Raw genomic sequence first — 19,564 nt, forward strand, 5'->3', positions numbered from 1 at the left:
CGAGCACTCAGGGCGCCGTGAGAGACTGGTCTAGACAACCGTAGAACCTGAAGGGCATCACCATGGCAGAGCGCCGCGTCAACGTCGGTTGGGCCGAGGGCCTGCACGCTCGTCCCGCCTCGATCTTCGTCCGTGCGACGACCGCTTCCGGCGTCCCGGTGACCATCGCGAAGTCCGGCGGCGACCCCGTCAACGCCGCCTCCATGCTGGCGGTGCTGGGCCTGGGCGCCCAGGGCGGCGAGGAGATCGTCCTCGCCTCCGACGCCGAGGGCGCCGAGGTCGCCCTGGACCGTCTCGCGAAGCTCGTCGCCGAGGGGCTCGAAGAGCTTCCCGAGACGGTCTGATCCCCGGGTTCTCCCCACGACGACGAAGCCGCGCCCCCGTCCGGACGGGGGCGCGGCTTCGTCGTTGCGCTCCGCCCGGCCAGGGAGTGCTTCGCCGTGCCGGGGGGAGAGCAGGTGCACGGAAATGAGCGCACGGAATTCAGGTCCACCACTCAGCGGCCGTTCCACAGGAATTCGGCGCGATGGATTGCCGGAATTCCCCCCCCGTCCGGCGCGGCACATCAGCACACCTGCCGCCTTTGTATACGGCTCCTGTTAATGACGGGCGCCCGACATGTTTACGGCACGTTGCGAAGTGCTCACCGGACGCCGCCTCGGCCGGTACGCGGCCAGCGCGCGGTCCGCGTGCACCGCGGCCAGGGCCCGGGCCCGCTCGGCGTCGCCGCGGGCCACCGCGTCCACGATCGCGCCGCGTTCCGACCAGGACTCGGCGGGCCGGGCCGGTGCGTCCACCACGAACATCCACGCCACCTTGTGCCGCAGCTGGGTGAGCAGCGCGATCAGCCCGGGGCTCGCGGAGGCCTGTGCGAGCGTTTCGTGGAACCAGCCGCCGAGAGCCCGCAGGTCCTCGCCCTGCCCCCGGCCCGCCCTCTCCTGACCCAGCCTGACCAGCCCCCTCAGCACCTTGAGGTGGGCGTCGGTACGGCGCCGCGCCGCCCGGGACGCTGCCAGCGGCTCCAGCAGCATGCGCATCTCCAGGAGGTCCGCCGCCTCCTGCTCGGTCGGCTCGGCCACACAGGCCCCGGCGTGGCGGCGCGTGGTCACGAAGCCCTCCGACTCCAGGGTCCGCAGGGCCTCGCGCACCGGGACCCGCGAGACCCCGTACCGGCGGGCCAGCACCTCCTCGGTCAGCCGGCTGCCCGGTTCGAACACCCCGGAGACGATGTCGTCGCGAATTGCCGTGCATACCGCGTGCGCAGGAATACGCAAGACCGAACCTCCGCCTTTTTCCGTCCGCCAGTCCATGCGCATGACGCGCACACAACGACTCTATTGCAGCACAGCAAGATTTCGGGAACGGACGGAAATCCGAAACATCGCACCGGAACGCAAAAACACGAAGACCCCGGCTCGGGAGGCGGGGTCTTCGTGATCGCGTGCGCGGCGCTCGGTTCGGCCGCGGCGCGGAAGGGTGGGGTCAGAGGCTGACGCCGTGCGAGCGCAGGTACGCGATCGGGTCGATGTCCGAGCCGTACTGCGAGCCGGTGCGGGCCTCGAAGTGCAGGTGCGGGCCGCTGGAGTTGCCGGTCGAGCCTGACAGGCCGATCTGCTGGCCCGGGGTGACCTGCTGGCCGACGGAGACGTTCAGCGAGGACAGGTGCCCGTACTGGGTGTAGGTGCCGTCGTTGTGCTTGATGACGACATTGTTGCCGTAGGCGCCGCCCCAGCCGGCCTCGACGACGGTGCCGAAGCCCACCGCCTGGACCGAGGTGCCGGAGGCCGCGTGGAAGTCGATGCCGGTGTGGCTGCCGGAGGACCACATGCCGCCGCCCGCCTTGTACTGCGTGCTGACGTACGAACCGTCCAGCGGCGAGACGAAGGTGTTGAGGCGCTTGCGCTCCTCCTCGCGGGCGGCGCGCTCGGCGGCCTCGCGCTCGGCCTTCGCCTTGGCCTCGGCGAGGCGCTTGGCCTCGGCGGCCTTCTGCTTGGCCTCGGCCTCGGCCTGCGCCTTCGCGGCGGCGTGCTCGGCGGCGCGCTGCTGGGCCGCGGCCTGGTCCTGGATGTCGCCCGCGAGGTCCTCGCCCACGACGACGGCACCCAGCCCGTTCTCCGGGATGGAGCTGCTGTGGTTGTCCGCGGCGAAGGCCGGGGCGGCGAGGGAGCCGACGACGCCCGTCGTGGCGATCGCGGCGATACCGGCGTAGCCGGCGGTCTTCTTGCTCAGGCGGCTGGAACCACGGTGCTTGCCGGTGCCAGCGGGACGACTGCCAAACGCCATGAAGGGTTTGATCCTTTCCTTCCTTCTCGCCTACCGGGTTAGCTGACGGGTTCGGAGCAGGAAGGTCTCCTACGGGCCTCCTCTTGCGAGGGGGTCCGATTCACCCCAGGGACTGATGTGGGTCCCCGGCTCCCCAGGCTCGCGCCTGACGGGGACTCGGCGATCGCTGTCCGGTGCCGCCGGTGCGGCGGGCACAACTGACGGACAGCACGCCTGACGCTAGGCGGATCATCAGTCAATCGCCAAACAGACGCGCCTTTTTGTTGCGTACGCCACACCCCATACGAGCAACCTCACCACTAAACGGACAAAAGGGGCCCCGGCGGAAAACCGCCGGAGCCCCTTGCGACGTACGTCAGTTGGTGACGACGGTGACCTCACCGATCCCGAGGGCCCTCACGGGTTCCTCGATGACCGCCGCGTCGCCCACCAGGACCGTGACCAGCCGGTCCGCCGGGAAGGCCTGCACGACCGCCGTGGTGGCCTCCACCGTGCCGGTTTCGGCCAACTGCGCGTACAGCTGCGCCTGGTAGTCGTCCGGCAGCTCCTGCTCGACCTGGTCGGCCAGGGTGCCGGCGACCGAGGCCGCCGTCTCGAACTTCAGCGGGGCCACGCCCACCAGGTTCTGCACGGCCACATCGCGCTCGGCATCGGTCAGACCGCCGTTCGCGAGGGTGCGCAGCACCTTCCAGAGGTCCTCCAGCGCCGGCCCGGTGTTCGGGGTGTCCACGGAGCCGCTGATGGCGAGCATGGAGGCGCCCTTGCCGTCGGCGGTGGAGCGCAGCACCTGGCCGAAGGCCCGCACCCCGTAGGTGTAGCCCTTCTCCTCGCGCAGCACCTTGTCCAGGCGGGAGGTCAGGGTGCCGCCGAGGCAGTACGTGCCCAGGACCTGGGCCGCCCAGACGCGGTCGTGGCGGTCCGGCCCGATGCGCCCGATCAGCAGCTGCGTCTGGACGGCGCCGGGCCGGTCGACGATGACCACCCGGCCGGTGTCGTCGGCCGTCACGGGCGGCACGGGACGGGCCTCGGCGGTGTCGCCGGTCCAGGCGCCCAGGGTGTCCGCGAGGACCGCGTCCAGGTCGATTCCGGTCAGGTCTCCGACGACCACCGCGGTGGCGGTGGCGGGGCGTACGTGGGCCTCGTAGAAGGCGCGCACGGCGGCGGAGTCGATGCGGGAGACCGTCTCCTCGGTGCCCTGGCGCGGCCGGGACATCCGCAGGGACGCCGGGAAGAGCTCCTGGGAGAGCTGCTTGGCGGCCCGGCGCTGCGGGTTGGCCAGCTCGTGCGGGATCTCGTCGAGCCGGTTGCGCACCAGCCGGTCGACCTCGGCGTCGGCGAAGGCGGGGGCACGCAGCGCCTCGGCGAGCAGGCCCAGCGCCTTGGCCAGCCGGGAGGCGGGCACCTCCAGGGAGACCCGCAGGCCCGGGTGGTCGGCGTGCGCGTCCAGGGTGGCTCCGCAGCGCTCCAGCTCGGCCGCGAACTCCTCGGCGGAGTGCTTGTCGGTGCCTTCCGACAGGGCGCGCGCCATGATGGTCGCCACGCCGTCCAGGCCCTCGGGCTCGGCGTCCAGGGGCGCGGCGAGGTTCATCTCGACCGCGACGACCTGCTGGCCCGGCCGGTGGCAGCGCAGCAGGGTCAGCCCGTTGGGCAGCGTGGAGCGCTCGGGGGCGGGGAAGGCCCACGGCTGCGGCTCGCCGGCCTGCGGGCGCGGGTGGAAGGTCATCGTGACGGCTGCGGTGTCGCTCACTGCTCCGCCCCCTCGTTCTCGTCGCTGTCGGCGTTCTCTTCGCCCTCTGCCCCACCGGCGCCGTCCGCCGCGAGGGGCTCGTAGACGAGCACGACGCGGTTGTCCGGGCGCAGGCGGGCCGCGGCCACCGCCTGGACCTCCTCGGCGGTGACGTCGAGGACGCGCTGGACGGCGGTGAGGGCCAGCTGCGGGTCGCCGAACAGCACCGCGTACCGGCACAGTTCGTCGGCGCGGCCGGCCACCGTGCTCAGCCGGTCCAGCCATTCGCGCTCCAGCTGGGCCTGGGCGCGCTCCATCTCCTCGGCGGTCGGGCCCTCGGCGGCGAACCGCGCGAGCTCCTCGTCGACGGCCGCCTCGACGGCGGGTACCTCGACCCCGCTGGAGATCTTGACGTCCAGCCAGCCCAGCGACGGGGCCCCGGCCAGGCGCAGCACGCCGAAGCCGGCGGCGACGGCCGTCTGGTCGCGGCGCACCAGGCGGTTGTGCAGCAGCGAGGACTCGCCGCCGCCCAGGATGGTCAGCGCCACGTCGGCGGCGTCGCACTCGCGGGTGCCGTCGTGCGGCAGCCGGTAGGCGGCCATCAGCGCGCGGGCCGGGACGTCCTCGACGATCTCCTCGCGCAGCTGCTCGCCGATGACGTCGGGCAGCGAGCCGTCCCGGGGCGGCTGCTTGCCGTCGTGGGAGGGGATGGAGCCGAAGTACTTCTCGATCCAGGCGAGCGTCTGCTCGGGGTCGATGTCGCCGACGACCGACAGCACCGCGTTGTTGGGCGCGTAGTACGTACGGAAGAAGGTGCGCGCGTCCTCCAGGGACGCGGCGTCCAGATCGGCCATGGAACCGATCGGGGTGTGGTGGTAGGGGTGGCCCTCCGGGTACGCCAGCGCGGTCAGCCGCTCGAAGGCGGTGCCGTAGGGGACGTTGTCGTAGCGCTGGCGACGCTCGTTCTTGACGACGTCGCGCTGGTTCTCCATGGACTCCTCGTCCAGGGCGGCCAGCAGTGATCCCATCCGGTCCGCCTCCAGCCAGAGCGCGAGCTCCAGCTGGTGGGTCGGCATCGTCTCGAAGTAGTTGGTGCGCTCGAAGCTGGTGGTGCCGTTGAGGGAGCCGCCGGCACCCTGGACGAGCTCGAAGTGGCCGTTGCCCGGTACGCTCGCCGAGCCCTGGAACATCAGGTGCTCGAAGAGGTGAGCCAGGCCGGTACGCCCCTTGACTTCGTGGCGCGAGCCGACGTCGTACCAGAGGCAGACCGCGGCGACCGGGGTCAGGTGGTCCTCGGACAGCACCACGCGCAGGCCGTTGGCCAGCCGGTGCTCGGTCGCTGTCAGGCCGCCGGAGCCGGCCTGGGCTGTGGCCGTGTGACCCATGGGCATGTGGTCCCTTCGATCGCGATGCAGAGATTTCCGTCAGACCTGCCACTGTATGCAAGCGCGTGGGCCACCGGATAAGTTCCCGGCCCAGACCTGGGTCGGAGTCGGCGCTGTCGGTCCCTGGGGCCACAATGGTCGACGCCGCACCCCCGCCGGGGCACCGGCGGAACCCAGCCAGACCCCCGCCAGACCAGCCAGACACCCAGCACATACATTCTTGGTTAAGGAGCCGCGCAGCGATGGCCCGCCGCAGCACGAAGACCCCGCCGCCGGAGGATTTCGAGGAGAGGATCCTCGACATCGACGTCGTCGACGAAATGCAGGGCTCCTTCCTCGAGTACGCGTACTCGGTGATCTACTCCCGCGCCCTGCCCGACGCGCGGGACGGCATGAAGCCGGTGCACCGCCGCATCGTCTACCAGATGAACGAGATGGGTCTGCGCCCCGACCGCGGGTACGTCAAGTGCGCCCGCGTCGTCGGCGAGGTGATGGGCAAGCTCCACCCGCACGGTGACGCGTCGATCTACGACGCACTCGTACGCATGGCCCAGCCCTTCTCGATGCGGCTGCCGCTCGTCGACGGCCACGGCAACTTCGGCTCGCTCGGCAACGACGACCCGCCGGCGGCGATGCGCTACACCGAGTGCCGGATGGCCGACGCCACGTCACTGATGACGGAGTCGATCGACGAGGACACCGTCGACTTCGCCGCCAACTACGACGGCCAGGAGCGGGAGCCGGTGGCGCTGCCCGCCGCCTACCCGAACCTGCTGGTCAACGGCGCGTCCGGAATCGCGGTCGGCATGGCGACCAACATGCCCCCGCACAACCTCGGCGAGGTCATCGCGGCCGCCCGGCACCTGATCCGCCACCCGCACGCGGACCTGGAGGCGCTGATGCGCTTCGTACCGGGTCCCGACCTGCCCACCGGCGGCCGGATCGTCGGCCTCTCCGGCATCAAGGACGCCTACGAGAACGGCCGCGGATCCTTCAAGATCCGCGCGACGGTGGCCGTGGAGAACGTCACGCCGCGCCGCAAGGGCCTGGTCGTCACCGAACTGCCCTTCACGGTGGGCCCCGAGAAGGTCATCGCGAAGATCAAGGACCTGGTCGGCTCCAAGAAGCTCCAGGGCATCGCCGACGTCAAGGACCTCACCGACCGCGCCCACGGCCTGCGCCTGGTCATCGAGATCAAGAACGGCTTCCACCCGGAGGCCGTGCTGGAGCAGCTCTACAAGCTGACGCCGATGGAGGAGTCCTTCGGCATCAACAACGTGGCGCTCGTGGACGGGCAGCCGCTCACCCTCGGCCTCAAGGAACTGCTGGAGGTCTACCTCGACCACCGCTTCGAGGTCGTCCGGCGGCGCAGCGAGTTCCGCCGCACCAAGCGCCGGGACCGGCTGCACCTCGTCGAGGGCCTGCTCATCGCCCTGATCGACATCGACGAGGTCATCCGCCTCATCCGCGACAGCGAGAACTCCGCCCAGGCCAAGGCGCGGCTCATGGAGCGGTTCTCGCTGAGCGAGACCCAGACGCAGTACATCCTGGACACGCCGCTGCGCCGGCTCACCAAGTTCGACCGCCTGGAACTGGAGTCCGAGCGCGACCGGCTGACCGGTGAGATCGACGAGCTGACCGGGATCCTGGAGTCGGACAACGAGCTGCGCAAGCTGGTCTCCGCGGAACTGGCGTCGGTGGCGAAGAAGTTCGGCACCGAGCGCCGTACGGTCCTGCTGGAGTCGGCGGGCACCGCGGTGGCGGCCGTTCCGCTGGAGGTCGCGGACGACCCGTGCCGGGTGCTGCTGTCCTCGACGGGCCTGCTGGCCCGTACGGCCAACGGCGACCCGCTGCCGCAGGACGAGGGCGGCGCCCGGGCCAAGCACGACCTGATCGTCTCGCAGGTCGCGGCGACCGCGCGGGCCGACGTCGGCGTGGTCACCTCAGCCGGCCGGCTGCTGCGCCTGTCGGTGATCGACCTGCCGCAGCTTCCGGACACGCACGCCGCGCCGAACCTCGCGGGCGGCGCGCCGGTCTCGGAGTTCCTCTCCGGGCTGGAGCCGGACGAGAAGGTGGTCTGCCTGACCTCGCTCGACGAGTCCTCGCAGGGCCTGGCCCTGGGCACCGAGCAGGGCGTGGTCAAGCGCGTCGTGCCGGACTACCCGGCCAACAAGGACGAGCTGGAGGTCATCACCCTCAAGGAGGGCGACCGGATCGTCGGCGCGGTGGAGCTGCGCACCGGCGAGGAGGACCTGGTCTTCATCACCGACGACGCCCAACTGCTGCGCTACCCGGCGGGCCAGGTGCGCCCGCAGGGCCGCCCGGCGGGCGGTATGGCGGGCATCAAGCTCTCCGAGAACGCCAAGGTGATCCACTTCTCCGCCGTCGACCCGGCCCGGGACGCCCTGGTGTTCACGGTGGCCGGCTCGCAGGGGACCCTGGACGACTCGATGCTGTCCGGGAAGCTGACCCCCTTCGACCAGTACCCGCGCAAGGGCCGGGCCACGGGCGGCGTCCGCTGCCAGAGGTTCCTGAAGGGCGAGGACCTGCTGGTGCTGGCCTGGGCCGGCGCGGCCCCGGCCCGCGCGGCGGCGGCGAACGGCACTCCGGCCGAGCTGCCGGCCCCGGACCCGCGCCGAGACGGCTCGGGGGCGGCTCTGCCCGCGGCGGTGGCGGCCCTGGCGGGACCGGCGCTGTAGGAGGTTGCGGACCATTCGGGTGGTACGTCCGGGGGACGTACCACCCGAATGGCGACTAGTGTTTTCCCTCTTGGCACGGTCGGGTGGGGCGGGAGAACACAGAGCTGATGAGTCGTCGGTCGGGCGGTTTGATCGGGGACTGGGCCGAGGCCCAGCGCCGGATGCAGCAGACACAGCTGATCCAGCACCGCGAGGCGGAACGCCGTCAGCGGGCGTACGAACGTGAGGCGGCCCGGGGGCAGCGCGAGCAGCAGGCCGCCTACCGCCAGCACCGCGAGGCCGAGGCTCGCCGGCGTACGGAGCGCATAGAGGCGGAGGTCGCCGCCCTGCAGGGGCTGCTCGCAGCGGGCTGCCGGGCCCCGGCGTTCCGGACGGCCGCACTGGTCAGGTCCGAACAGCTGGAGCCCTTCTCCCCGGGTAACCTCGCGCATCCGCTGCCGATGCCGCGCCTCGAACAGTTCCAGCAGCAGAACAGCGGGTGGACCCTCGGCTCCAACCGCCGGGCGCAGGCGGAACGCGAGGCGCACGCCCGTTACACCTCGGCCTGGCAGGCGGCGCACGCCGCGGAGTTGCAGCGCCAGCAGCAACTGGCCGCGTACCGGCAGCAGTACGACCAGTGGGCGGCGCAGCAGCTGGCCGGGATCCGGGCCCACAACAACGGCCTGACCGAGCTGGCCGCGCAGCTGCGCGCAGGTGACGCCGATGCCGCCGTGGAGTACTTCTCGGCCGCTCTGTACGCCTCCACCGCGTGGCCCGAGGCTCTGCCGAGGCAGCTGGCCGCCGCTTACGACCGGGGCGGGCGGGAGCTGGTGCTGGACTGGCAGCTGCCGGGGTTCCAGGTCGTGCCCGAAGCGAAGTCGGTGCGCTACATGCCCAGCACGGACCAGGACAAGGAGACGGCCCGCCCCGCCACCCAGCGGCGCGCCCTGTACCGGGACCTCCTCGCGCAGTGCCTGCTGCTGGTACTGCGCGAGCTCTACGCGGCGGACGAGTTCGGCGCGCTGGAATCGGTGGTGGTCAACGGCTTCGTGGACGACCACGATCCGGTGACGGGGCAGGAGGCACGGATCGTGCTCGGTTCCGTGTCGGCGGCGCGGTCCGCCTTCGCGGGGCTTCGACTGGAGCAGGTCAGCGCCGTGGACTGCCTGGTGGAGGGATTGCGCGGGCAGTTGTCGGCGCGGCCCGACCAGCTGACGGCCGTACGCGCGGGCCGCAGGCCCGACGAGGTCGGCGGAGTCGTCAGCCACGGCGGGCACGCGGGCGACGACGAGGACGAGCCGGACCTCTTCGTGATGGACCCGATCGCCTTCGAGAACCTGGTGGCAGAGCTCTTCCGGGCGATGGGCATGGAAGCGGTGACCACCCAGCGGTCCGGGGACGGCGGCGTGGACATCGAGGCGAACGACCCGTCCCCGATCACCGGCGGGCGGATCGTGGTACAGGTCAAGCGCTACCGGAACACCGTGCCGCCCACGGCGGTACGGGACTTGTACGGCACGGTCCAGGACAAGGGGGCGAACAAGGGGGTGCTGGTCACCACCTCGTCCTTCGGTCCGACGTCGTACACCTTCTCCAACGGCAAGCCGCTGGAGTTGGTTCCCGGGGAGAGGCTGGTGGAGCTCCTGCACCAGTACGGACTGCGCGGCCGCCTCGGGGGCGGTGCGGCGGGCGGCGTCCCGGCGCAGCGTGCGGCCGAGCCCGACCCGCCCTCCGCCGAGCACAACGTGCTCGGCATGACCTGGTCGGGGCGGGTCGCCCTGGACGTGTGCGCCCTCGTGTGCACGGGCAACCGGGTGTTGAGCGAGGAGCATTTCGTCTTCTTCAACAACCCGCGCACGCCGGACGGTGCGGTCCGGGCGCGGGCGCACACGGCACCGGACAAGGCGGCGCTGGAGGTCTCCTTCGACGCGCTGCCGCGCGAGGCGGACCGGTTGGTGCTCGTCGCGGCCGTCGATCCGGAGGCCGATCCGCACGCCGACCTGGCCGGTTTCACCGACGCCCGGATCCGGCTCCTGGACGCGCAGGGCGCGGAGGCCGGGCAGCTGGAGGTCTCCGACGGGCGGGCCGGTGAGACCGCGCTGGTCCTGGGGTCGTTCCGGCGCCGCGCCAACGGCGACTGGGACTTCGTGATCGGCGGCAAGGGCTACCGGGGCGGCCTGGAGGACCTGCTGCGTGAGTACGGGGTCGAGGTCGCGTAGGGGTGGGGCGGGGGACGCGTCCGGTGACCGGTCGCCGGAGCCGCTTCGGTGACCGCTCCGGCTCCCCGCATGCGCCGTCCGCCGGCCCGGGCCCGGGGGCGGCCGGCGGGCCGGAACCGGACAGGGGACGCTCGGCACCCCGTGATCAGTCCGCGCGGGGCGCCTCGAAGCCGTCCGGCTCGCGGACGTCGCCCCAGTCCTCCGCGGGCCGATCGGCGTAACGCAGGACGCCCCACATGCTCTCGGGGTTCGTGTTCTGCGGGGCTTCCTCGCGGCAGGACTCCAAGTCGCGCAGCAGCGCCGCGCCGTCGGTGCCCGAGCCGATCAGGACCAGTTGCGTCTGCGGCGTCTCGCCCCGCCCCCAGGGCTGCGGGGCGAAGCGCAGGAAGCGGCCGACGGCCTGGACCTCGTAGCGCTCCTGGTGGCCGGGGACCCCGAACCACACGAAGCCCTTGATCCGGTAGAGGCCGTCCGGCCGTCGGTCGAGGAAGTCCATGAACCGGCGCGGGGAGAGGGCCTGCTCGGAACGGAACTCGGTGCTCTCGTAGGCGGCGTGCGGGTGGGTGCAGTGGTCGTGGTCCTGGGACTGCGCGAGGAGGTCCTCGAAGGAGAGCTGCCCCCGGGTCTCGGTCCAGGGCCGCCGGTCGAAGAGCAGCTCCGGGTCGATGCGGCCGTGGTCGGCGCCCACGACCGGGGTGCCCGGGGCGCAGAGCGCGGCGAGTTCGGTCTCGATCCGGGCCCGTTCACGCGCGTCGACCCGGTCGGTCTTGTTGAGTACCACCAGGTCCGCGGCGGCGAGATGGCGGTCGGTCTCCGGGTGCCGGGCCCGGGTGGCGTCGAATTCCGCCGCGTCCACGACCTCCACCATGCCCCCGTACCGGACGGCCGGGTTCTCGTTCGCCACCAGCATGCGGATCATCTCCTGGGGTTCGGCCAGGCCGCTCGCCTCGATGATGATCACGTCGATCCGGTGGACGGGCGCGGCCAGCTTCTCCAGGTAGGCGTCCAGTTCGCTGCCGTCGACGGCGCAGCACAGACAGCCGCCTCCGAGGGAGACCATCGAGTCGCCGACCTGGCCGGCCACGGACATCGCGTCGACCTCGATGGAGCCGAAGTCATTGACGACGACCCCGATGCGGGTCCCTCCGCGGGCGGCGAGGAGGTGGTTCAGCACGGTGGTCTTGCCGGATCCGAGGAATCCGGCGAGGACGACGACGGGGATGGGCTGCCTGCTGTTCACCCGGTCGATCGTAGCCAGGCCCGGTCAGTCGAGCAGCGGCACGGGGTGCGGCGCAGTGGGACCCGTGTACCGGGCCGCAGGACGGATGATCTTCGAATCGGTGGCCTGTTCCAGGATGTTCGCACTCCAGCCGACCACCCGGGCCGCGCAGAAGGTCGGGGTGAACATCTCGCGCGGCAGCCCGCACAGCTCCATGACCACACCCGCGTAGAACTCCACGTTGGTGTGCAGTTCCCGGCCCGGCTTCAGTTCGGCGAGGATCTCCTCCACCTGGCGCTCGACCTCGACGGCGAAGTCCACCAGCGGACCGCCGAAGCCGAGCGCGATCTCGCGCAGCATGCGGGAGCGGGGGTCCTCGGTGCGGTACACGGGGTGTCCGAAGCCCATGATCCGGTCGCCGGCGAGGACCCGTTCGCGGATCCACGGACCGATCCGGTCCACGGTGCCGATCGCGTCGAGGGTGTCCAGGGCGCGGCTGGGGGCGCCTCCGTGGAGGGGGCCGGAGAGGGCCCCCACGGCGCCGGTCAGGCAGGCGGCGACATCGGCGCCGGTGGAGGCGATCACGCGGGCGGTGAAGGTCGAGGCGTTGAAGCCGTGGTCGACGGTGGATATCAGGTACCGCTCGACCGCACGGGCCCGGAGGTGGTCGGGCTCCTCGCCGGTCAGCATGTAGAGGTAGTTGGCCGCGTGGGGGAGGTCCTCGCGGGGTTCGACCGGCTCCAGGCCCTGGCCCAGCCGGTGCAGGGCGGTCAACAGGGTCGGTACTGCGGCGCAGGCGGCCAGGGCGTCGGCAGCGCGGCGGTCGGCGGTGAGGTCGTACACCGGCCGGAAGCCGGCGGATGCGCCGAGGAGCGAGAGGGCGGTGCGCAGCCCGGCGAGCGGACCGGAGAGCCGGGTGGCGCGGGCGAGGTCCGGCAGGACGGCCCGCACCCCCTCGGGGAGCCGGCGCAGCGCGGCGGTCTCGGCGGTGAAGGCGGCGCGCTCGGCGAGGTCCGCCGGCAGCGCGCCGCGGAACATCAGGTGCCACACGTCCTCGAACGTGCGAGCGGCGGCGAGCTCCACCGCCGAGTACTGGCGGTAGTGGTAGAAGCCTTCGCTGCCCCGGACGTCGCCCAGCTCGGTCTCGGTGACCACGAACCCCGCAAGGCCGCGCGGTCCTCGGATGGTGCTGTCGGTGGTATTCATGCGACGACCATCCATGATGGATCGAATCGTTGTCAATGTTGATTGAATCAATATACTGGGGCGTCTGTAGGGTAGCGGCATGAGTGACCAGAGGGCGGACGGCGGACGCAGGCTCAGCACGCAGGAGGCCGCGCGGGTCCTCGGCGTGAAACCGGCAACGGTGTACGCCTACGTCAGCCGGGGCCAGCTGACCAGCCGCCGCGGCGCAGCGGGGCGGGGCAGCAGCTTCGACGCCGCCGAGGTGGAAGCACTGGCGCGGCGCAGCCGGCGCGAGGCGGCGGCCCCCGCCGCCGGGGAACTGTCCGTACGCACGGCGCTCACCCTCATCGAACCCGACCGGTACTACTTCCGGGGCGTCGATGCCGTCGCCCTGGCCTCGCGCTACCCGTACGAGGAGGTCGCCGAGTGGCTCTGGACCGGGACCCGCAGGCCCGGGGTCCGGTTCACCGCTCCCCCGGAGGCCCTGGAAGCGGCCCGACGGGCGGTGGGGGCGCTGCCGGCGCACAGCGGTCCGGTGGACCGGCTGCGGGTGGCGGCCGCCGCCGCGGCGGTGGCGGATCCGCTGCGCTTCGACCTGTCGGAGGAAGCGGTGCTCGGCTCCGCGCGCTGCCTGATCCCGACGCTGGTCGGCGCCCTTCCCGAACTCGGCACCGCGTGCGGCGGGGACGGCCGCATCGCCCGCCGGCTGTGGTCCCGCCTGACGCCGCGGGAGCCGGATCCGGACGCGCTCGCCGTGCTGGACCTGGCGCTGGCCCTGCTGGTCGACCACGACCTCGCCGCCTCGACCCTGGCCGTGCGAGTGGCGGCGTCGGCGCGCGCGCACCCGTACGCGGCGGTGTCCGCCGGGCTCGGCGCCCTCGAAGGGCCCCTGCACGGCGCGGCCGGGCGGCTCGCGCACCGGATGCTGGCGGAGGTCCTGGAGCAGGGGGGAGCCGCGCCGGTGGTAGCCGAGTACCTGCGGGCGGGACGCCGGGTGCCGGGTCTGGGCCACCGCCTGTACGAGGGCGAGGACCCCAGGGCGGGTGCGCTGTTTGCCCGCCTGGAAGGACTGGAGCAGGCCGGCCCGGCACTGGCCGCGGCCCGCGAGGTCGCCGCCGTGATGGCCCGTCAGGGGGGCCTGCAGGCCAATGTGGATCTTGCGCTGGCGGTCCTGACGGTGTCCTGCGGCATGCCCGCCGAAGCCGGCGAGACCGTCTTCGCGGTGGCCCGCACCGCGGGCTGGATCGCCCATGCTCTGGAGGAGTACCAGGAGCGCCCCCTGCGCATGCGCCCGAGCGGCCACTACGAGGGCCCCCGCCCGCCCCAGCCCCTGCCCTAGCCCGACCGTCCGGGTGTCACGGCGCCGACAGCACTCGGCCGGGGACACGGCCCGGAGCCGGACCGCCCGGCCACACCGACCACGAGGATCGACCACCGGAAGCCACACGGCCTTGCGGGCCACCGCGCCACGACGAGTGCGCCCTCACGAGGCCACCCACCGAGCCCGCCGGCGCGGCCCGGCACGCCCTGCCGGCGGCGGTCGCCGGTCGCCGGTCGATGCGGCAGACCGCTCAGCGGACCGGACGGAACCAGGGTGCCCGGACCGCCGAGACAGCCACGGCTCCCGTCCGGACCGCCCCGCTCCCCGCATGCCGGCCCGCGTCGCGACCTCAGCAGGCCCCGGGCCGGCCATACAGCCGGGCAGGCGCCCGGACCGCTGCGGGACTGGGGCAGGACGGTCGTGACACGCGGCCGACGGTCCAAGCCAGTCGCCCGGCGGTGCGCCGCATGCGAAGCGGACCGCGCAGCCCGGGGGGCCGAACCACCCGCGGGACCACGGCAGAACGCCTGTGGCGCGCGGGGTGAGTCACTCGCCTTACGGATCGTGCGCCTCTGCGCAGCCCGGGGCGCCCGGACCGCTGCGGGACCCGGGCCGGACAGCCGCGGCGCGCGGCCGACGGTCCAGGCCGATCGCCTCGCGGTGCGCCGCGCGAGAAGCGGACCGCGCAGCCCAGGGGGCGAACCAGCTGAGGGCCCCGGGGAGCACGGCCGTCGCCCGCGCGGGGGCGAATCACGCGCTTTGCGGTCCGCGCCGCACGGAGCGGATCGTGTGCCGTGACACGCGAGCGGCGGTCCGAGCCAGTCGCCCTGCGGTGCCCCGCGGGCGCAGCGGAACCGCGCAGACCCGGGGGCCGGACCGCTACGGGAGTCGGGCAAGGCGGCGGTCAGCGCGGGGGCGGTTCGAGCGCCTCGCGCTGCGGTCCGCGCCGGGCGGAGGGATCGTGCGCCCAGCGCAACGGCCCGGGCAGCGGGGGCCGGGCAGCGGGGAGCGGGCGTTTCGTTCCGGCCGCGGGCGGCCTACCGTTGCTGCTCATGCGGTTCCCCCTCATGAGCGCTCGGCGCCTCGGGCTGCCCAGACGGGCGGTCTCGCAGATCCTGCTGACCCAGCTGGCCATCGCCGCCGGGGTCGTCGTGCTGGCCACCGGGCTGTTCCTGGCCCCGCTCAGCGCGCAGCTCGACGACCAGGCCATGCGGCGGGCCCTCGCCATCGCGCAGAGCACCGCGGCCGATCCGTCGATCGCCGCCGGCCTCCTGGGGTCCGCGGCGTCGGCGGACAGCCCGGTGCAGGCCTCCGCCGAGCGGATCCGCCGGGCGACGGGGGCCGAGTACATCGTCGTCCTCGACCTGCACGGCATTCGCCGCTCCCACCCGAGCCCCGACCGGATCGGACGGCCCGTATCCACCGACCCCGGCGACGCCCTGGCCGGGCGTGAGGTCATGGAGATCGACGACGGCACCCTGGGCCGGTCCGCACGCGGCAAGGTGCCGCTCGTCGCCGCCGACGGCGAGATCGTCGGCGCGGTCTCCGTCGGTATCGCCTACGACAGCGTCCGCGACCGGCTGCTCGGTGCCGTCCCGGGCCTGCTCGCCCACGCCGGCGGCGCCCTGGCCGCGGGCGCCCTCGCCGCCTACCTCCTCTCGCGCAGGATCCACCGCCAGACCCGCGACCTGGCCTTCTCCGACATCGCCGGCCTGCTCGCCGAGCGCGAGGCGATGCTGCACTCCATCCGCGAAGGCGTGATCGCCCTCGCCCCGGACGGCCGGGTCCGGCTGGTCAACGACGAGGCCGCCCGCCTGCTGGGCCTCACCCCGGACAGCACCGGAACCTTCGCCGGACGCCCGCTGGACGACGTTCTCGGCGCCGGCCGCACCGCCGACGTACTCTCCGGCCGGGTGACGGGCCGGGACCTGCTCGCCGTGCAGGGCCCCCGGGTCCTGGTCGCCAACCGCATGCCCACCGCGGACGGAGGCGCCGTCGCCACCCTGCGCGACCGCACCGAACTGGAGCACCTGAGCCGCGAACTCGACTCCACCCGTGGCCTCATCGACGCCCTGCGCGCCCAGGACCACGAGCACGCCAACCGCCTCCACACCCTCCTCGGCCTGCTGGAGCTGGGCCTGCACGAGGAAGCCGTGGACTTCGTGACCGAAGTCGCCGGCGGACACCGCACAACCGCCGAACAGGTCACCGAGAAAGTGCACGACCCGCTGTTGGCCGCCCTCCTCGTGGGCAAGGCCGCCGTCGCCGCCGAACGCGGCATCTCCCTGCGGCTGACCGCCGCCAGTCTCCTCCCCGACCGCCTGGTCGACCCGGGCGGGCTCGTCACGATCGTCGGCAATCTTGTGGACAACGCCTTGGACGCCGCCGCCGGCGCTGCAGCGCCCCTGGTCGAGGTGGAACTGCGCACGGAGGGCCGAACCGCCGTGCTGCGGGTGCGCGACAGCGGCCCCGGGATCCCCGCCGGGCGGCGCGAAGAGATCTTCACCGAGGGCTGGTCGACCAAGCAGCCCCGGGCCCACCGCGAGCGCGGGCTGGGCCTCGCCCTCGTGCGCCGCCTCGCGGAGCGGCAGGGCGGCAGCGCCCGGGCCGGTGAAGCAGCGGACGGAGGGGCGGAATTCTCCGTCGTACTCCCGGAGGCCCTGCGGTGAACGAGACCCCGATCCACGTATTGGTCGTCGACGACGACATGCGTGTTGCCCGGATCAACGCGGCGTACGTCGCGAAGGTTCCCGGCTTCCGAGTGGCGGCACAGGCCCATTCGGCGGCCCAGGCCCTGGACTTCCTCTCCGCCCACCCGGTGGACCTGGTACTCCTGGACCACTACCTCCCCGACGAGAACGGCCTGGACCTGGTCCGCCGCCTGCGCCAGCGCGGCCACCACACCGATGTGATCATGGTCACCGCCGCCCGCGACCTGGCCACCGTGCAGGCCGCGATGCGTCTCGGGGCACTCCAGTACCTGGTCAAACCCTTCACCTTCGCCGGGCTGCGCGCCCGGCTGGAGGCGTACGGTTCGCTGCGGCGCACGTTGGAGACCGGCGGCGAGGCCGAGCAGGCCGAAGTGGACCGGATCTTCGGCGCGCTCGCCGGCGCCGGCGCCGTCAACGAACTGCCCAAGGGCCACTCCCCCACCACGGCGAAGCTGGTCCGCCAGGCCCTGCGCGCCGCTGAGGGCCCGCTGTCCACCCAGCAGATCGCCGACCGCGCGGGCATCAGCCGCCAGACCGCCCAGCGCTACCTGAAGCTGCTCGAACGCAGCGGCCGTGTCAGCCTGGCCCTGCGCTACGGCGAGACCGGCCGTCCGGAGCACCGCTACTCCTGGCTCCCCTCGGACGGGCCGGCCTGACACCCCCGCTCACACCCTTGCGTTCAGACGGCACCGGCACCGGTCAGCGAGCGGACCTCGATCTCGGCATGCTTCGCCTCGTCCGGTTCCTCGCCGGAGGTGACCGTGCCCAGCCAGCCCGCCAGGAAGCCCAGCGGGATCGAGACGATCCCCGGGTTCTGGAGCGGGAAGAGCTGGAAGTCCACGCCCGGGAACAGCGATTCCGGGCTGCCGGACACCACGGGCGAGACCAGGACGAGCAGCACCGCCGGGACCAGGCCTCCGTACACCGACCAGACGGCTCCGCGTGTGGTGAACCCGCGCCAGAAGAGCGAGTACATCAGCACGGGAAGGTTGGCCGAGGCCGCCACCGCGAAGGCCAGTCCCACCAGGAACGCCACATTGAGGTCCTGCGCGAGCAGCCCCAGGGCGATGGCCACCGCACCGATGCCCACGGCAGCGCCGCGTGCCACCGAGACCTCGCTGCGCTGCTTGGCGCGCCTGCGTTTGAGCGACGCGTACAGGTCGTGCGCGACGGAGGCGGACGATGCCAGGGTGATGCCGGCCACCACCGCCAGGATGGTGGCGAAGGCGATGGCGGCGACGAAGGCGAACAGCACCGCGCCGCCGGTGGTTTCGGCGCCTCCGCCGAGGAACGCCGCGAGCAGGGGCACCGCCGTGTTCCCGGAGGCGTTGGAGGCTCGCACCTCGTCCGTTCCGACCAGGGCGGCCGCACCGAAGCCGAGCACGATGGTCATCAGGTAGAAGCTGCCGATCAGCGCGATCGCCCACACCACCGAGCGGCGGGCCGCGCGAGCGGTGGGCACGGTGTAGAAGCGCGACAGGATGTGCGGCAGGCCGGCGGTGCCGAGGACCAGCGCGAGGCCCAGGCTGATGAAGTCGAACCGGGCGGTCCAGTCCCCGCCGTACTTCAGGCCCGGACTGAGGAACTGCATGCCGTGCCCGCTGCGTTCGGCGGCGGTGGTCAGCAGCCGGTCGACATCACCGTGGAAGCGCAGCAGCACGAGCACGGTCAAGGTGATCGCCCCGCCCATCAGCAGAACGGCCTTGACGATCTGGATCCAGGTGGTGGCCCGCATGCCGCCGAAGGAAACGTAGACGACCATCAGGGCGCCCACCCCGATCACGGTGAGGGTGCGTGCCGCGGCGCTGGAGTTCCCGAGCAGCAGCCCGACCAGGCTGCCCGCGCCGACCATCTGCGCCACGAGGTAGAGCACGGACACGACGACCGAGGACAGGCCTGCGGCGATCCGCACCGGGCGCTCGCTCATCCGGGCGGCGACCACGTCGGCGAGGGTGAAGCGGCCGCAGTTGCGGACCAGTTCGGCGACGAGGAACAGCACCACCAGCCAGGCGACGAGGAAGCCCACCGAGTAGAGCAGGCCGTCGTAGCCGAAGAGGGCGATCAGGCCGGAGATGCCGAGGAACGAGGCCGCGGACATGTAGTCGCCCGCGATGGCGAAACCGTTCTCCATCGGGGAGAAGAGCCTTCCGCCGGCGTAGAACTCCTCGGCGGAGCCGTGCCGGTTGCGGCTGACCCACGTCGTGATGCCCAGGGTCACCGCGATGAACAGGCTGAACAGCATCAGCGCGAGGGTCTGGTGCTCGGTGGTCACCGGCCCGCCCTCCTCGCCCTGGTCCGCTCCTGACCGCGCTCCTGCTCGAAGACCGTCCAGCGCAGGTCGAGGGCGGCCCGGTCCCGGCGCAGCCGGGCGTGCCGGGCGTAGGCCCAGGTGAGCAGGAAGGTACTGAGGAACTGGCCGAGTCCCGCCAGCATGGCCACATTGACCGCGCCCAGGACGGGCCGCGCCATCAGGCCGGGGGCGGCCGTCGCGGCGACGACGTAGGCGACGTACCAGAGGAGGAACCCTGCGGTCGCGGGGACGACGAACCGGCGGTACCGGCTCCGGACCTCCTGGAAGGCGGCGCTGCGCTGCACTTCCAGGTAGATGTCGGATGCGCCGGGCGCCGGGCGGCCGGCGGGGGCCGGGTGCGGCGGCGTCGGCTCCGCCCCCTCGCCCCAGCCGACGGCCAGCGCGTCGTACCAGGGGTCGTCGAGCCGGATCGTTCCGGCATCACGGCCTTCGTGCTTGTCCACCGAACTCTCCTTGTCCGCTGCCGCATTGGCCGCGTGCCCACAAGGATGTGCGGAATGGACGGTTTCCGGACTGGTGTACCGGT

At 72.6% G+C, this 19,564-nt stretch carries 14 protein-coding genes and 1 riboswitch; of the genes, 6 read left to right on the forward strand and 8 right to left on the reverse strand.

The features are described 5' to 3' along the window. The first annotated feature begins 62 nt into the window (after positions 1-62). Complete coding sequence (locus IF89_RS0113960; RefSeq protein ID WP_030766390.1) at positions 63-344, forward strand: HPr family phosphocarrier protein; 282 nt, start codon at positions 63-65, stop codon at positions 342-344. A gap of 255 nt (positions 345-599) precedes the next feature. On the opposite strand, the gene IF89_RS0113965 is transcribed toward IF89_RS0113960, so the two are convergent. From IF89_RS0113965 to IF89_RS0113980, 4 genes are all read right to left on the reverse strand, one after another. Continuing rightward, the gene (locus IF89_RS0113965; RefSeq protein ID WP_030766394.1) at positions 600-1,274 is read right to left on the reverse strand and encodes a GntR family transcriptional regulator; all 675 of its coding nucleotides are present in this window, start codon (positions 1,272-1,274) and stop codon (positions 600-602) included. A 208-nt stretch (positions 1,275-1,482) separates the two neighbouring features. Next, a complete protein-coding gene (locus IF89_RS0113970) occupies positions 1,483-2,283 on the reverse strand; it encodes a M23 family metallopeptidase (RefSeq protein ID WP_030766395.1) in 801 nt (266 codons plus the stop codon). Positions 2,284-2,295: 12 nt separating this feature from the next. Beyond that, positions 2,296-2,455: riboswitch (cyclic di-AMP (ydaO/yuaA leader) on the reverse strand. A 183-nt stretch (positions 2,456-2,638) separates the two neighbouring features. Further along, complete coding sequence (locus IF89_RS0113975) at positions 2,639-4,006, reverse strand: M16 family metallopeptidase (protein WP_030766398.1); 1,368 nt, start codon at positions 4,004-4,006, stop codon at positions 2,639-2,641. Positions 4,007-4,026: 20 nt separating this feature from the next. After that, a complete protein-coding gene (locus IF89_RS0113980) occupies positions 4,027-5,394 on the reverse strand; it encodes a M16 family metallopeptidase (protein ID WP_030766401.1) in 1,368 nt (455 codons plus the stop codon). A 242-nt stretch (positions 5,395-5,636) separates the two neighbouring features. Here IF89_RS0113980 and IF89_RS0113985 point away from each other — a divergent pair, with 242 nt between their 5' ends. Then, on the forward strand, positions 5,637-8,093 hold the full coding sequence (locus IF89_RS0113985) for a DNA gyrase/topoisomerase IV subunit A (protein WP_030766404.1): 2,457 nt from the start codon (positions 5,637-5,639) through the stop codon (positions 8,091-8,093). Between the two features lie 107 nt (positions 8,094-8,200). Continuing rightward, entirely contained in the window at positions 8,201-10,291 is a 2,091-nt protein-coding gene (locus IF89_RS0113990; RefSeq protein ID WP_030766407.1) for a restriction endonuclease, read from the forward strand. Positions 10,292-10,436: 145 nt separating this feature from the next. Here the strand turns inward: IF89_RS0113990 and IF89_RS0113995 are convergent, their stop codons facing one another. Together IF89_RS0113995 and IF89_RS0114000 are read right to left on the reverse strand one after the other, a co-directional pair. Further along, a complete protein-coding gene (locus IF89_RS0113995) occupies positions 10,437-11,531 on the reverse strand; it encodes a CobW family GTP-binding protein (protein ID WP_051807056.1) in 1,095 nt (364 codons plus the stop codon). A 24-nt stretch (positions 11,532-11,555) separates the two neighbouring features. Then, positions 11,556-12,716, reverse strand: a complete 1,161-nt coding sequence (locus IF89_RS0114000) for a citrate synthase/methylcitrate synthase (RefSeq protein ID WP_030766413.1) — start codon at positions 12,714-12,716, stop codon at positions 11,556-11,558. 79 nt (positions 12,717-12,795) lie between these two features. Here IF89_RS0114000 and IF89_RS0114005 point away from each other — a divergent pair, with 79 nt between their 5' ends. The 3 genes from IF89_RS0114005 to IF89_RS0114015 all read left to right on the forward strand — a co-directional run bounded on the left by IF89_RS0114005 (position 12,796) and on the right by IF89_RS0114015 (position 17,383). Beyond that, positions 12,796-14,034: a citrate synthase gene (locus IF89_RS0114005; protein ID WP_030766416.1), complete on the forward strand. Its 1,239-nt coding sequence runs from the start codon at positions 12,796-12,798 to the stop codon at positions 14,032-14,034. A 1,034-nt stretch (positions 14,035-15,068) separates the two neighbouring features. Beyond that, positions 15,069-16,685 (forward strand): ATP-binding protein, encoded by a 1,617-nt coding sequence (locus tag IF89_RS0114010; protein WP_051807068.1) that lies wholly within the window; start codon positions 15,069-15,071, stop codon positions 16,683-16,685. After that, positions 16,682-17,383 carry a response regulator gene (locus IF89_RS0114015; RefSeq protein ID WP_078628290.1) on the forward strand — a complete coding sequence of 234 codons (702 nt, stop codon included), beginning with the start codon at positions 16,682-16,684 and terminating at the stop codon, positions 17,381-17,383. Before IF89_RS0114010 ends, IF89_RS0114015 begins: the two co-directional genes overlap by 4 nt. A gap of 23 nt (positions 17,384-17,406) precedes the next feature. On the opposite strand, the gene IF89_RS0114020 is transcribed toward IF89_RS0114015, so the two are convergent. Then, on the reverse strand, positions 17,407-18,999 hold the full coding sequence (locus tag IF89_RS0114020) for a cation acetate symporter (RefSeq protein ID WP_030766424.1): 1,593 nt from the start codon (positions 18,997-18,999) through the stop codon (positions 17,407-17,409). Then, on the reverse strand, positions 18,996-19,481 hold the full coding sequence (locus IF89_RS0114025; protein WP_043193917.1) for a DUF485 domain-containing protein: 486 nt from the start codon (positions 19,479-19,481) through the stop codon (positions 18,996-18,998). The genes IF89_RS0114020 and IF89_RS0114025 overlap by 4 nt, the downstream gene beginning before the upstream one ends. Positions 19,482-19,564: the final 83 nt, after the last annotated feature.

The sequence above is a fragment of the Streptomyces sp. NRRL F-2664 genome, from assembly GCF_000719345.1.
Classification (GTDB): domain Bacteria; phylum Actinomycetota; class Actinomycetes; order Streptomycetales; family Streptomycetaceae; genus Streptomyces.